This window comes from Hymenobacter mucosus (assembly GCF_900188255.1).
GTDB lineage: Bacteria > Bacteroidota > Bacteroidia > Cytophagales > Hymenobacteraceae > Hymenobacter > Hymenobacter mucosus.
The window spans coordinates 767,320-781,855 of the sequence record NZ_FZNS01000001.1 but is presented as its reverse complement, the minus strand read 5'-3'; the positions used below and the strand labels follow the sequence as shown (position 1 = coordinate 781,855).

Genomic DNA, 14,536 nt, shown 5'->3' with positions numbered 1-14,536 from the left:
GTAGCTCTGTGATAATCCAACTCGAACCTACTATTGCGGAAGCCGCTAAGGAGGCTATTGTAGCCCGCATTGCAGATCTTAAATACAAAACTACGGAGGTAAAAACCCAGCGGGCGCACTACCTCGTAGCCATCGGTAAAGCCGATATCGACCTGCGGGCCATTGGCCAGCTACCCGGTATTGTGGATATTCACCGCGTTTCAGACGAATACAAACTAGTAAGCCGCAAATGGCGCGTGCGCCCTACCGTACTCGACCTCGGCGACGGCGTGCGGGTAGGAGAGGGAGCTCTCACGCTGGCTGCTGGACCATGCAGCATCGAAAGCGAGGCCCAGATGGAGCTTATTATGCAGCACCTTCTGGACAACAACGTGCGCATCATGCGGGGGGGCGTGTTCAAGCCTCGTTCCTCTCCCTATTCGTTCCGCGGCCTTGGCATGGATGGGTTGAAGCTATTTCACCAGATGGCCCGTGCCCGCGGTATCAAAATCATTACGGAGGTAATGCAGGTATCGCAGGTAGAGGAAATGCACGACTATGTGGATGTGTTTCAAGTAGGAGCGCGCAATACGCAAAACTTCAATCTGCTTGATGCCTTGGGTGGAGTAGATAAGCCCGTGATGATCAAACGGGGCATTTCTGGAACTCTAGAGGAGTTGCTGTCTTCAGCCGAATACGTATTCTCCGGTGGCAACGAGAAACTCATCCTCTGCGAGCGAGGAATTCGAACTTTCGAAACTGCTTCGCGCAATACCTTGGACTTGAACGCAGTACCTATCCTCAAAGAAAAGACGCACTTGCCTGTCATCGTAGACCCCTCCCACGGTATTGGCATCCGCGAATACGTGCCCACGATGGCCCTAGCGGGAGTTATGGCTGGTGCTGATGGTATTATCTACGAAGCTCATGAGAAGCCGGAAGAAGCTGCCTCCGATGGAGCGCAAACTCTGAACTTCCAGGAATCGTCGCGCCTGATTCGCAATTTGCGTAAGGTATATGCCCTCCGACAAGAGCTAGAGTAGCGAATAGCTATTGGCTACTTACAAAAGCACCCGCTACTTCTAACAGTGGCGGGTGCTTTTGTAAGTGGCCAATAGCTATTAGAATAGTTAGCCTAGTTTGGTCTTGCACGTTCAATTACTGCCAATGGTGTAAATTGCGGCTTAAACCAACTTCTTGCCTACTCACAAATCCTATGAAACGATTACTTGTTGCTGTATTTGCTCTTGGCACTATTCTATCTGGGTGTGATGATGACGATAATCCAAATTCTAATACCAATACAGGTATGTACATAACGGAGGTTTCTGTAAGCGAAAATGGAGCTCCGCCATATGTTCTGCCACAAGCACAGATAGGATCTGCTACTTATCAAGGATCCACTGCGAATCTCACCATAAGCGGCAAACTCACTAGTGGAGACCAAGTACGTTTGACATTCAGTCAAAGCAGCCCGACGGCGGCTGGAGCCAACGTAACTGATGTGGTAGAGGTATATTCTGATAAGTTGGGAGATGCCAAGACTGCTAGCGGTCGTACTACGCGCAACGCTTCACTTAGAACAGTATCAGGAAGTTTTACCAGCACTTTTGCTGGTGGTGCTACTCTGAGTGGTACGCTAACTAACGTTCCTGTTCAGTAAGCTGTAGCTGGGTTGCATTTCGTCTGTTAGGGTATATCCAGCCAGTAATCCATAGAAAAGCCTGCTTCCTCGTGTAAGGAAGCAGGCTTTTCTATGGATTGCAAAACTGAGCGAGCCGAGATAGTGCGGAACCGTGAGCTTCCCTTGCTATAGGCAGCATCAGCGGCATATCTAGGTACTATCGATATAATAAAATGCTAACAAACAAGCATTTACTAGTATGAGGACACTAGTTACTTCAATAGGATGACTTCACTACGGTATCGTTAGGGTTATAATGATTCATTAAATATTAACGAGGTGATGAACTTTACTACCATACTGCATTTATATATAAATATTATCGATAAACGCCTGTCATTTTTAAGGGGTATTTTCTATATTAACCACTGTATGGACCATAACCACCCTATAAATGAAGGGGTGTAGGCCGTAGCAAGGTGTATTGACTAATAATTGGGCCTAAAAAAACATGGTCATGTGTTATACAACCTATTGCTGCAATAGTATATATTTGCAATATCATGTTGAACCAAGTCGCAAAGAAAAAGTGCCTATCCAATATTCGCCCCATGTGGGACGGAGTCGGGCTACTTTGCCGATACGGAAGCTAGAAGCGCAACATGCATCTTCACCTCTGAATCTTCAAATAAGCCCGACTCCGCTAGGAGCCGGGCTTTTTTTCTGCTTACTACCCATGTTACAGCAACATTACGATCGGTACACGCCCCAAGACCAATTGGTTTGGAAAGTATTGTTCGACCGCCAAACGGCCCTGCTGCACAAGCGCGCTTGCACTGCCTTTACGCAGGGGCTGCAGCGTATTGGGTTCCACCGCAATGCCATCCCCGATTTTGCGGAGGTAAGCGGACGGCTACGCCAATACACGGGCTGGTCGCTGGTGCCAGTAGCTGGGATAGTGGATGACGCTACGTTTTTTGCCTTGCTGGCTGAGAAGAAATTTCCGGCCACTACCTGGCTGCGCAGCATGCAGCAATTCGACTTTATTGCGGAGCCAGACCTGTTTCATGATGTATTCGGGCATGTACCCCTGCTGACAGATGCAGCATTTGCCAACTTCCTCCAGTTTTTGGGCCAGGTAGCCCGCCAGCACCCGCACGATGCACAGGCACTGCAGCGGCTGCGGGCTTTGTACTGGTTTACGGTAGAATTTGGCTTGGTGCTGGAAGATGGCAAACCCCGCCTCTACGGAGCAGGGCTGTTGTCATCGGCAGGAGAGGTTCATCATTGCGTGCATGATGAGACAACGCGTCACGCCTTTGATCTGGCAACTGTACTGAATACTGGCTTCACAGAGGTGCGCTTTCAGGAGCAGTATTTCGTGTTGACCAACTGGGAGCAGCTCACCGAAAGCGTAGCGGAACTAGCAGCATTGCTGGCTGCCGATTGGCAATTGAAAGTGCTGGAATAGAGATAATTGTCAGAAAACCGTAGTGTAGGAACCCGCTTGTGAGCTTTGGGCTGCGGTATATGTGCCAGTAGGTGGGGGTGGGATACCAACTGCCGTTACTACTACCGCTACAAAGTGCCGTTTTGCGGTGCGCGAATGGGTTTCTGCACTATCGGTTACTTTTAATGTGTTACGCGCTGTACTACCTAATTATTCAAAAGCAGAAAGGCTACCCACCGGGTAGCCTTTCTGCTTTCTAGTTGTGGTGACCATCCTAGGGAGGGCGCGTGGGATAGTTACTTAAGCTTGAGACCCTTCTTCAAGTAAGCTAACGAAGCAGCATGTGCTTCTTCCGCGTAGGCCTTATTATACTTGGGGTTTGACGGATTGGCAAAAGCATGATCCGCGTCGTAGGATTTTACGGTTAGACTCTTTTTCGCGGTGGCCATGTCCTTTTTGAACTGCTCAACTACCTGCTCATTGATCCATTTATCTTGCTTAGCAAAAACAAAAAGCACGTCGGTGTTCAATGTCTTGAGCTTGGTCACGTCTTTCTCAGGCATGCCGTAGTAGGCTACGCACGCTTTGGCTTTTGAACCAGCTAGCAGTGCGGTTTGGATGCTCCAGCCTCCACCAAAGCACCAGCCAATGCTGGCAATTTGCGCTTGAGGACCAGCATACAAAAGTGCCCCCTTAATGATGGCCTGGGCCCGGTCGGTTTTCACACCTTGCATTAGCTTACCTGCTTGGTCGGCATCGGCAGCTACCTGACCATCATACAGGTCTAGGGCCAGCACATTTACACCTGGTAATTCCTTGGCGAAGCGAGCCGCTTCTTGTTTGATGTAGTCATTGAGTCCCCACCACTCATGAATGATTAGCAGGTACTTATCGGAGCGGATGTTGCTCTTGATTGCGAAAGCACGACTAGTTTGCCCATCCGTAGTCTTAAACTCTATCATTTCGCCGTTGCCCTGATAGGTAAAAGGCAAAGGGGCATCATGACCACCCGAGAAGTCTTCGTTGGAAGCTAACATAGCAAATGCTTCCGTTGCATTGGGGGCGGCAGCTGGCTTAGCACAGCAGCTCATCGTTTGCGCTGAGGCCATTGTTACCACACTCAGTAGGGTAACACAGAGGGTCCAGAGTTTTTTCATAAGTAGGGGTGAGAAGATGACGAAAAAGCCAGTTGAGCTACCTAAGCAGGCAACTCAACTGGCAGCATAAACTCAAAGCGTCGGATTTAGTTTGTGCCTTCCGTAGCTAGTAGCGACTCGGTACTACCCGCTAGGCAGCCCCCGTACGGATAAAGGCACCTAGTTCGGTGAGTAGGGCATATAAACCTACATAGGTCCGGTTCAGATAAATGAAGTGCTCGGAGCCCCGGGGCTCACGTTGCTGCCGAAGTTCAGGCTGCTGCAGCAAGTCGTCGCCGAGGGCGTAAAGGCTCTGCAGAAATGCCGGGTCACCGAAGTCGAACGTAGCTTGACGGAACGGTCGGCCCACTAATTCCAGCGACGCCTGCATGGTTGTGACGTAGAAGGCCTGCTTCGCAGGGGCATCTTCGGGGCGGATTACTCCAGCTTCCGTGAGCAATGCACTGAGCAGGGTGCTTTCCGCCAGCGTTTCGGGCGCCAGCAGAGCCGTAAACAGTCGGTGTACTTCGGCCGGTATTTCTTTGACACAGCCAAAGTCTAGCACTCCGAGAGTACCACCGTTATGGGAGCGTAGGAGGAAGTTGCCGGGGTGAGGATCGGCGTGTACTTGGCGGAGCGTGTGCAACTGGTGCATGTAGAAATCCCAGAGTGCCTGCCCGAGTTGGTTACGAACTTCCTGACTGGGGCTAGTAGCCAGAAATTCACGTAGGTGCTGCCCCGGTAGCCAATCCATGGTGAGGATGCGGGCGGAAGAAAGCTCGGGGTAGTACGTCGGGAACTCTACGTGGGGCAAACTTGCGCATAAGCCAGCTATTTTCTGGCCGCGCCGCAGCTCCAGCGCATAGTCTGTTTCTTCTACCAGGCGGGTTTCCACTTCCTGCAAGTAAGGACGCACCGTCTCCTCACTTAGGCCCAATACTCGCAGTGCAATGGGCTTCACCAACCGAATGTCGGAGCGGATGCTGTCGGCTACTCCCGGGTACTGCACCTTCACGGCGAATGTATGGCTGCCCTTTCGCGCGAAGTGGACCTGCCCGATGCTGGCGGCCTGCCGCGCTGTAAGGTCGAACTCATCGAATAAGTCGAATGGGGATTTGCCGAACGCATCCCGAAAAGCCTTCACCACCAGTGGCCCTGATAGTGGGGGCGTCTGGTACTGTGCTTGCGCAAACTGGTTGGCGTAGGCAGCCGGCAGGATGTTTTTTTCCATTGCCAGCATCTGCGCTACTTTAAGTACTGAGCCTTTCATCTCACTCAGGGCACCGTACAGTTCTGCGGCATTTGCTGCGTGCAGGTCCTCCGTGGTGCTTTCGCCTCCTACAGCGCGCTTAGCGTAGTGCTTCACGTAATTTGCTCCTACAGAGAAGCCGGTTTTTGCGAACCGAGCGGCCCGGGCAACTTTGGTGGTAGGAAGGGAATCTAAAGGTTGGGTGGTTTCGTCCATGTAGGAAGCTCCCGCTTGCACGGTGAGCTGGGAATAAGAAAGAACAAACTGGGCGTCAGGCAAGCTGGGGCTGCCTAGCGTTGTACCAGAAACCGGACGAAATCGAGAGCCGAATCCAACGTATTGCGGCCTACCAAGTCGAAGCTCAGCGTCACCGCTTTTTCAACGGCCGCGTCGGTGCGGGCAAAATCTACCGTATCGTCCTTGGCAAAGAAGCCGAGAACGAAAAGCATCTGCTGCCAGAAAACCCGCGGATACTGGTCCTGCACTAGCGGCCGGCTTGCTACCTCCTCGGTACGACGACCATCCCGCAGAATGCCGCCCACAAACTCCTCAAATTCCTGGCGAAAATCATCGAGCACGCGTGGCGTCAGGCCTGGCATCCGATGCATGGATCGGCGCAAGCTTTGAAGGGCGTAGCTGCGGTTGCGCTTTAGGATTTCAAGCAAGGTGTAATAGAAAGCCAAGAGCTTTTCGCGGGCCCCGTACTGCTGCCACACAGGTTCTTGCGCGGCGGTAGCGCGTGCTTCACGACCAAAATCGGCCCACAGCTCCCGGTCAATGGCCTCGAAGGTTGCGTAGTAACGGTAAAATTCCTGCTCGGGCAATCCTAGTTTCTTGGTGAGCTTAAACACCGAAGCGGGCGGAGTGCCTTTGCGCAGTACATGGTCTAGGTAAGCCTGTTTAATCCGGTCTTTTTCCATAATGCTATAACCATTAGCCTAGGCAGTAAGTTGCTCGGCAGTAGCGGTAGGGGAGTACAAAAAGGGAAATTCCGCTAATGCCTGTTGCCTAGTCCTTGCTCGTGCTGGGAAAGTTGGAAATACGATACCCCACCCATCAGTAGGAACACTACTGGGGAGTGGGGTAAACGGCTAGTAGTGTGGGCTGGGGCCTATTTCAGCCGGCTCATTCCGCCATCAACTGGCATTACTTGCCCCGTGATGAACGCACTATGGTCGGAAAGCAGAAACGACGTCATGTAGGCCAGGTCCTGAGGCTCGCCTATGCGTTGTAGGGGATGGCGTTTGGCGCTGGCCTCTACCTTCTCGGGCGTGCTGAGTAGAGCGGCAGCCAAGGGCGTGTTGGTTAGCGAAGGAGCTACGGCATTGACGCGAATATTACTAGCTGCGTATTCTGCCGCCAGAGCCCGTGCCAAGCCCTCTACGGCGGCTTTGGCAGTAGCAACGCTGGTATGAAAAGCCATACCAGTTTCGGCTGCTACGGTGCTAAAGAGCACTACCGAAGCACCGTTGGCCTTCTTTAGGCGTTTCACCGTGGCTTGCAACACCTGTATTGCCCCCAACACGTTTAGCTCAAAATCGGCGCGGAAATCTTCCGCTGCAATGCGCTCAAAGGGCCGTAATCGGATGCTGCCGGGGCAGTACACTACGCCATGCAATATTTCCGGCAAGCCGTCGAGGGCGGCGCCTATCGGCTGGGTTACATCCAGTGGCACAAACGTAGTTTCCAGCTCTGCCAACTCTGGCGACATATGGCGCGAAGCCGTATATACGTTCGCCCGGAGCTTGTGCAGAAGCTGAGCAGTAGCTAGCCCAATACCCGAAGAGGCGCCTACCAGAAGAATATTTTTGTCGGCGAATTCCATGAAGCAAAGTGAGAAGGGAAAAGATGAAGGTCTAACTCGACATTATCTAGAAAGGTTAGCGCCAAGTAGTAAAACGAGCACCCCAATCAGCAAGGAAAACCAACGAAGATGAGTAGGTGCCTCTCGTAAGCACTTCTATTGAATATCAGCAGCTAGTATGGTGAGCTGGTCTGTTGCCCGCTGGTTATGAGGCAGATGTAGCGCCTGATGTACGCGGTCTGGGCTTGCGCTTACACAAAAACCTTAAAAAAGTACTGTATTTTATGGTTTGCTGCGCAGTTACTCGGCGGCTGCGGATATATTAGCGGAGCTGAAGAGAAGCCTGTGAAAACTTCTAGCGAATTTTCGCTGGAACTTCTGTGGGCTCTCTGTAGCTTGGGGCACGCATTTCTCCGCTACTATATATCGCATTTCCTGATGAACATCCGCAAACTGCTGGTTGCCAACCGAGGTGAAATTGCCATTCGCGTTATGCGCGCTGCTACCGAGCTCGGGATTACCACGGTAGCCATTTACACCTACGAGGACCGCTACTCCTTGCACCGCTACAAGGCCGACGAAGCCTACCAGATTGGGCGCGACGATGAGCCGCTAAAGCCATACCTGGACATTGAAGGCTTGTTGCGGGTGGCGAAGGAAAACGGAGTGGATGCAATTCATCCGGGGTATGGTTTCTTGAGCGAAAACGCCGAGCTAGCCCGCCGCTGCCGCGAGGAAGGTATCATCTTCGTTGGGCCCCGTCCCGAAGTAATGGAAGCCCTTGGCGATAAAGTAGCCGCCAAGCGAGTAGCCGTAGAATGTCAGGTGCCCATTATTGAGAGCAGTGTGCAGGACCTCACCGACTTTGCCGTTGCCAAGGAGGAAGCCGCGCGCATTGGGTACCCCGTAATGCTGAAAGCAGCGTCTGGTGGGGGAGGGCGTGGTATGCGCGTAATTCGGGACGACGAGCAGTTGGAGAAAGGCTTCTTCGAGGCGCGTAACGAAGCGTTGAAGGCCTTCGGCGACGACACGGTGTTCCTGGAGAAGTTTGTGGAGCAGCCCAAGCACATTGAAGTACAACTAGTAGCCGATAACCACGGCAACCTAGTGCACCTGTACGAGCGCGACTGTTCAGTGCAGCGGCGCTACCAGAAAGTGGTGGAAGTAGCGCCTTCCTTGAACCTGCCGGACCATTTGCGCCACCTCTTGTACGAGTATGCCCTGCGCCTCGGGCGAGCAGTACAATACAACAACGTAGGCACCGTAGAATTTCTGGTCAACCCCGAGCAAGACCGCATTTACTTTATTGAGGTAAACCCACGAATTCAGGTAGAGCACACTGTCACGGAAATGATTACGGGCGTGGATCTAATCAAGACCCAGCTCCACATTGCCGATGGCCGCCGCCTCAGCGACCCGGAAATTGGATTGAGTGAGGACAAGATGCCACCCAAAATTGGGGTAGCCATTCAGTGCCGCATTACTACCGAGGACCCCGAGCAAGACTTCAAGCCCGACTACGGCACCATTACTGCCTACCGCTCTGCCGGGGGCTTCGGCATCCGTCTCGACCAAGGTTCCGTGTATACAGGCGTGAAAGTGTCGCCCTTCTTCGACTCGCTTTTGGTTAAAGTATCGGCGCAGGCGCCTACTCTGGAAGGAGCCGCAACCAAGTTGGCCCGCACTCTTGATGAATTCCGGGTCCGGGGTGTAAGCACTAACATTCAGTTTCTGCAGAACATCATTGCGCACCCCATCTTCATGGCGGGCGAGGCGAATGTGGACTTCATCAAAAACCACCCGGAACTATTCAAATTCAAGACCCGCCAAGACCGCGCCACCAAGGTGCTCAGCTTCCTGGGCAAGGTGATTGTGAATGGCAACCCCGACGTGAAAGGCCACGTGGATATTTCGCGCGACCTGCGTAAACCCCTGCTACCCGAATATGACCCCACCCGGCCCCCCGCCGCCGGCACCAAGGACAAGCTGACGGAGCTAGGCCCCAAGGAATTTGCCAAGTGGCTGCGCGCCGAAAAGCAGGTTCACTACACTGATACTACTCTGCGCGACGCCCACCAGAGCCTACTGGCTACGCGCATGCGCACCTACGACATGCTCAAAGTAGCTGAGCGCTACGCCCACGAGCATCCCCAGACCTTCTCGCTCGAGTGCTGGGGTGGGGCCACCTTTGATGTGGCCCTCCGCTTCCTGCACGAAGACCCCTGGGAGCGACTCGCCCGCTTGCGCCGCGCAGTACCCAATATTCTGCTGCAAATGCTGATTCGGGGTGCTAACGGGGTAGGCTACAAAGCTTACCCTGATAACCTCACGGAACGCTTTGTGCAGCAGGCCGCCGAAACGGGCATCGATGTGTTCCGCATCTTCGACTCCCTGAACTGGATGCCTGGTATGGAAGCCTGCATCGGGTTTGTACGCAATAAGACGGACCGGTTGGCCGAGGCCAGCATCTGCTATACGGGCGACATACTCGACCAGCGGCGTAACCAGAAATACTCCCTCGACTACTATCTGCGCTTGGCGCGGCAGATTGAGGAAGCCGGAGCTCATATCCTCTGCATCAAAGACATGGCTGGGCTGCTGAAGCCCTACGCGGCCCAAGAACTTATTACAGCACTGCGCGATACCGTGCAGATTCCCATTCACCTGCACACCCACGATACCAGCAGCTTGCAGGCCGCTACCTACCTGAAAGCAGTAGAAGCCGGCGTGGATGTGATTGACGTGGCCTTGGGTTCCTTGTCGGGTCTTACCTCGCAGCCCAATTTCAACTCTATTGTTGAAATGCTGCGGGGCCAGGAGCGTCACCGTGAGTTCAACCAAGAGTCGCTGAACAGCTTCTCCAACTACTGGGATACGGTACGCGAGCAGTATTACCCCTTCGAGTCGGGCTTGAAAGCGGGTACGTCGGAGGTATTCCAGCACGAGATTCCGGGCGGGCAGTACTCTAACCTGCGGCCTCAGGCCGCGGCACTTGGCCTCCTCGATAAGTTTGAGACTATCAAGCACACCTTCGCCGATGTGAACTTGCTCTTTGGTGATATCATCAAAGTAACGCCCTCATCGAAAGTAGTTGGCGACATGGCTTTGTTCCTTGTTTCCAACAACCTTACTACGGCTGACGTCTTGGAAAAAGGCGCGGGGTTGAATTTTCCTGAGTCAGTACGAGAACTGTTTCGAGGTGACATTGGCCAGCCGGAAGGCGGCTGGCCGAAAGAGGTGCAGCAGGTGATTCTGAAGGGGGAACCCGCCTTTACCGACCGGCCCAATGACCACCTCGCCCCAATTGATTTTGACCAGGAATGGCAGAAATTCGAGAAGAAATTTGGGCAGCGCGGCAAGTTCACCGACGTCTTATCGTGGTTGCTGTACCCCAAGGTATTCGAGCAGTATTGGGCCCACGTGCAAGAGTTCGGTGATGTGTCGGTGGTGCCTACCCGTGCCTTCTTCTACGGCCTGCAGCCCGGCGACGAAACCATTATCGAAATTGCCCGTGGCAAGAGCATCATCGTCGGCTTACAAAGCATAGGTCCGGTTAACGAAGACGGTTGCCGAACCATTTTCTTCAACTTGAACGGTCAGGCGCGTAACGTGGAAGTGCGCGACAATTCGGTGGAAGTGAAACGGGTGCTGAACCCTAAGGCGGACAAGGCGAATACCAAGCAAGTAGGTGCTCCTCTACAAGGCTTGCTTTCAAAGGTACTGGTAGAGGATGGACAAGAAGTTCGGAAAAACGCGCCCCTTTTCATCATTGAAGCCATGAAGATGGAAACCACCATCACTGCCCCCGACGACAGCATCGTGCAGGTCGTCAATCTACCCGAAGGCACCTTGGTAAACGCCGACGACCTGATACTGACGTTGGCTTAGAGGATCAAAAGAGTTAAATTGAAGTCACCCCAAGACTTAGCCCGACATATTATGGTCATTCGTTATTGCATACTGTTCGCATTGCTGTTGTCGGCAGAAGGAGTTTATGCTCAGCAAGCTAATACTGGAAGCGGAGCTGATGCCCAAACAAATTTAAACTCGCTGGCGGCTGGCTCGGCGGCTGTGCTGCCACGTGGAGAATCCTATGGAATGGTAGGGTCACCCTACGTCGATAACCGGTGGCTACCAGCACGCTTGCATATGACAAACAAAGTCCCGCTGGCGCCTGTGCCGTTGAAATACGATGTACTGAACCGACGGCTTTTGATGTTGCCCGTGAATCGTCCGAACGATTCCTTGCAACTCAATGATCGGTTGGTAGCTGGTTTCGATTTGGAGGAACCAGCAGGTATTGCAGGACCTGCTCGGCAGCGAACTTTTCGTCGCTTTTCGGAAGCTCCCTCTCCAGAACTGCGCTCCGACTTTGTAGAGGTAATCCATGAGGGAAACTACGTATTGCTGAAGCGCTACGAGAAAGTACTAAAGAAAGCGAACTATCAGGGTGCCTACAGCAGTGGCGAGCGTTCTGATATTGTGGAAGATAAGACCACCTATTATTTGCGCCGCCCAGACGCAACAGTAGTGCCTGTAAAGCTGACTATGAAGGCCTTACAAGCAGCTGCGCCTGAGTTAGCCGGCAATCTAAAAGCCGCTTCTGGAGCATCCGCCGCCAAATCAGATAAGGAATGGGCTGCTGTGCTGGCTGTTGTAGATAAGAAATAATCCACGAAGCTTTTTCTGTACCCCCACCTGTATGGTGAAGCATTTTTGCTCCATACAGGTGGGGTAATCTTTTCTTTAGGTTTAGTGTACCGCCCTCTCTGGATTAATGGGTAGCGGTGTGCTTGTCTAAGAATAAGAACAAAGCAGCCGGATTCTATAGTACCACTTTGACTAGCCAGCGCCAGTGAAGGTGCACATACAACAGAACAAAAAGGTTATTTTGCGCTATGCGTAAACTCCTACCTTTCGTTCTGTCTTTAGCTCTGTTTTCTCACCTTTCGCTCGCTCAGAAAAAGCGCGTAGCAGTACCAAAAACGTCTGGTGTAGCACCAGCTACTGTAGAGCGAGTATTGAAAACCTTGGCTGCCGATGATATGATGGGCCGGGCTTCTGGCCAGCCTGGCGGCCTGAAAGCAGCCCAATTCTTAGCGGCCGAGTTCCGGCGTATCCAACTGAGCACATTACCTGGCCTCACTAGCTACGAGCAGGTATTCCCCGCCTATGAGTCGCAAGTGGCAGCGCTGTTTGTGACGGTAAACAACGTTTCCATACCCAAGGAAAAAGCTATACTACTATCTACCCAGCCTCATCTGAACTGGACGGACGAAGATGAGCCTGCTACCCGAGTACTCGTTGTGGGCCCCGGCGACAATCCTCAGCAGTACATGCGTGACATTATCCGTCCGCGCGAGAACCTCGTTGTTCTTATTGACCCAGTGCACGCCGCGGTATTTGAGCGGGTGAAGGGGTACGCCAACCACGGAGGTATGCGGCTTGATAAGGTGGGAAATACTTTTTCCAGTGTCGTAGTCCTTACGCCAGCGCCCGCAACTGGCAAGGTAACATTTAGAGTAGCAGGCAATACCACCTTACGGACCCTAGAGTTGCGCAATGTAGTAGGCGTATTGCCCGGCAAAGACCCTGCTCGTGCAGCAGAGCAAGTAGTATTTTCGGGCCATTACGACCACTTAGGAGTAATTTCTGCGGTTGATGGCGACTCCATTGCGAACGGTGCCGACGATGACGCCAGCGGCACGACAGCGGTAGTAGCACTGGCCGAGTACTTCAAAAAGAAGAACGACAACGCCCGGACGCTCGTGTTTGTGGCGTTTACGGCCGAGGAAATAGGGGGCTTCGGTTCGCAATACTTCTCTAAACAGTTAGACTCCGCTAAGATTGTGGCTATGTTCAACATTGAAATGATAGGCAAGCAGGCCAAGTTCGGACCAAATACCGCATTCATCACGGGCTTCGATAAGTCTGATTTTGGAACGCTACTGCAAGCCAATCTCAAAAGCACTCCGTTCCGCTTTGAGCCGGATCCTTATTTAGAGCAGAATCTATTTTACCGTTCTGATAATGCGACATTAGCCCGTTTGGGCGTGCCTGCCCATACCATCAGCACCGACCAGATTCCAACTGATAAGCTCTACCACTCTGTGAATGACGAGGTAGAAAGCATGGACTTGCTAAATATGACAGCAGTTATTTCTGCCATCGGGCAAAGCGCCACGGGTATTGTGAGTGGACAACAAACGCCTACGCGCATTGCTCCCGAATCGGTAAACAAGTAGCGGGCCCTCGGCCATGCGGCATACCAAGCTGTACTGCCAATACAAACACAAGGCCCTGGCGCTAGAGCGCCAGGGCCTTGTGTTTGTATTGGCAGTACGAAGATTTAGGGTCATCAATCCCGGTAGGGCACTATCGGCCTAGGCGTACACTTACGCCGCCGCCTACGGTAAGGCCACCGGCTTGACTTGTCAGCCCGTGACCGCCCGTCACGTCAAAGCGCATACCGGGTATAGGACGCCAATAGAGGCCCGAGGTAAAACCGGGTAGCCACCCTTGCTGGCGTTGCCAAGTGGCATACGTTTCGGCGAAAAAACCAAAGTGAGTAGTGGGACCCAAAGGGCCATTCAGGGCTAGAGTGGTTAGGTACTGGCCGTACTTGGTTCCTTCGGCGGTGAAAGCGCGTTGCCGAAAACCAAGGTTACCCTCTAGGCCAAAGCGTTGGCCAAGCTGTTGGGAAATAAGCAACCGCGCACCGGGCTCCAGTTGCTTGTTGGTAAAGGTGGCATCACCATTACGTAGGTTCATATCCAGCAGCACCACTACCTGCGAGCGGGCGTTTTGGGTACTAGAGGCCAAGAACTTAGCTCCCACATTAAGCGGGGCAAAACCAACTGGCCCCGTGTAGGGTGCTGCCTCGCCTTCAGTGGCAAGAGAGCGGGCCGTAGAGGCAAGCAGATAATTTTGGGTAGCTCGCAGTTCGATGTGGTTGAAGAAGCCTACCCGTAGGGTGCTACCCCAGGCCGAGCGCCCTGCGTAGCCCACACTGCTACTCGCATCATACCGAGTGAGGCCAGTTTCTAGTTGAAACTGACCAGGATAAAGCATGTTGGTGGTGATGGTTTGACCCGGCCGGTCGGGGCGAATGAGGCGTACGAAGGGCGATTCTTCGTTGTCAATCCGTGGGTCAGTGGTCTGGGCCAGGGTGCGGGCCGGGCCAGCAAGTAGCAGGGCGCCAACGGTCAGCAGAGTGGTCTTTCGCATGGTAGTGCGACAAGGCCCCTGCGGTAAAAGTTCGATTTTATGGAGGCAGTGTAACCCAAGCGCCTGT

At 53.1% G+C, this 14,536-nt stretch carries 11 protein-coding genes; 6 read left to right on the top strand and 5 right to left on the bottom strand.

The window, feature by feature from the left end:
- The first annotated feature begins 8 nt into the window (after nt 1–8).
- The 3 genes from aroF (at nt 9) to CHB83_RS03280 (ending at nt 3,074) form a co-directional block, all read left to right on the top strand.
- A complete protein-coding gene (aroF, locus tag CHB83_RS03285) occupies nt 9–1,022 on the top strand; it encodes a 3-deoxy-7-phosphoheptulonate synthase (protein ID WP_045687161.1) in 1,014 nt (337 codons plus the stop codon).
- A 173-nt stretch (nt 1,023–1,195) separates the two neighbouring features.
- Nucleotides 1,196–1,642 (top strand): hypothetical protein, encoded by a 447-nt coding sequence (locus CHB83_RS23470; RefSeq protein WP_143436979.1) that lies wholly within the window; start codon nt 1,196–1,198, stop codon nt 1,640–1,642.
- 697 nt (nt 1,643–2,339) lie between these two features.
- Nucleotides 2,340–3,074 (top strand): phenylalanine 4-monooxygenase, encoded by a 735-nt coding sequence (locus CHB83_RS03280; RefSeq protein WP_089331636.1) that lies wholly within the window; start codon nt 2,340–2,342, stop codon nt 3,072–3,074.
- Nucleotides 3,075–3,349: 275 nt separating this feature from the next.
- Here the strand turns inward: CHB83_RS03280 and CHB83_RS03275 are convergent, their stop codons facing one another.
- From CHB83_RS03275 to CHB83_RS03260, 4 genes are all read right to left on the bottom strand, one after another.
- Nucleotides 3,350–4,210 (bottom strand): dienelactone hydrolase family protein, encoded by an 861-nt coding sequence (locus CHB83_RS03275; RefSeq protein WP_045687163.1) that lies wholly within the window; start codon nt 4,208–4,210, stop codon nt 3,350–3,352.
- Nucleotides 4,211–4,340: 130 nt separating this feature from the next.
- The gene (locus CHB83_RS03270) at nt 4,341–5,654 is read right to left on the bottom strand and encodes an ABC1 kinase family protein (protein ID WP_089331755.1); all 1,314 of its coding nucleotides are present in this window, start codon (nt 5,652–5,654) and stop codon (nt 4,341–4,343) included.
- Between the two features lie 74 nt (nt 5,655–5,728).
- Complete coding sequence (locus tag CHB83_RS03265) at nt 5,729–6,358, bottom strand: TetR/AcrR family transcriptional regulator (protein ID WP_045687164.1); 630 nt, start codon at nt 6,356–6,358, stop codon at nt 5,729–5,731.
- Between the two features lie 191 nt (nt 6,359–6,549).
- On the bottom strand, nt 6,550–7,263 hold the full coding sequence (locus tag CHB83_RS03260) for an SDR family NAD(P)-dependent oxidoreductase (protein WP_089331635.1): 714 nt from the start codon (nt 7,261–7,263) through the stop codon (nt 6,550–6,552).
- Between the two features lie 417 nt (nt 7,264–7,680).
- On the opposite strand from CHB83_RS03260, the gene CHB83_RS03255 reads away from it, so the two are divergent.
- The 3 genes from CHB83_RS03255 (at nt 7,681) to CHB83_RS03245 (ending at nt 13,487) form a co-directional block, all read left to right on the top strand.
- Entirely contained in the window at nt 7,681–11,130 is a 3,450-nt protein-coding gene (locus CHB83_RS03255; protein ID WP_089331754.1) for a pyruvate carboxylase, read from the top strand.
- A gap of 261 nt (nt 11,131–11,391) precedes the next feature.
- Nucleotides 11,392–11,913 carry a hypothetical protein gene (locus tag CHB83_RS03250; RefSeq protein WP_089331634.1) on the top strand — a complete coding sequence of 174 codons (522 nt, stop codon included), beginning with the start codon at nt 11,392–11,394 and terminating at the stop codon, nt 11,911–11,913.
- A gap of 227 nt (nt 11,914–12,140) precedes the next feature.
- Nucleotides 12,141–13,487 carry a M20/M25/M40 family metallo-hydrolase gene (locus tag CHB83_RS03245; RefSeq protein WP_089331633.1) on the top strand — a complete coding sequence of 449 codons (1,347 nt, stop codon included), beginning with the start codon at nt 12,141–12,143 and terminating at the stop codon, nt 13,485–13,487.
- 130 nt (nt 13,488–13,617) lie between these two features.
- Here the strand turns inward: CHB83_RS03245 and CHB83_RS03240 are convergent, their stop codons facing one another.
- Entirely contained in the window at nt 13,618–14,469 is an 852-nt protein-coding gene (locus tag CHB83_RS03240; RefSeq protein WP_089331632.1) for a transporter, read from the bottom strand.
- Between the last annotated feature and the right edge of the window lie 67 nt (nt 14,470–14,536).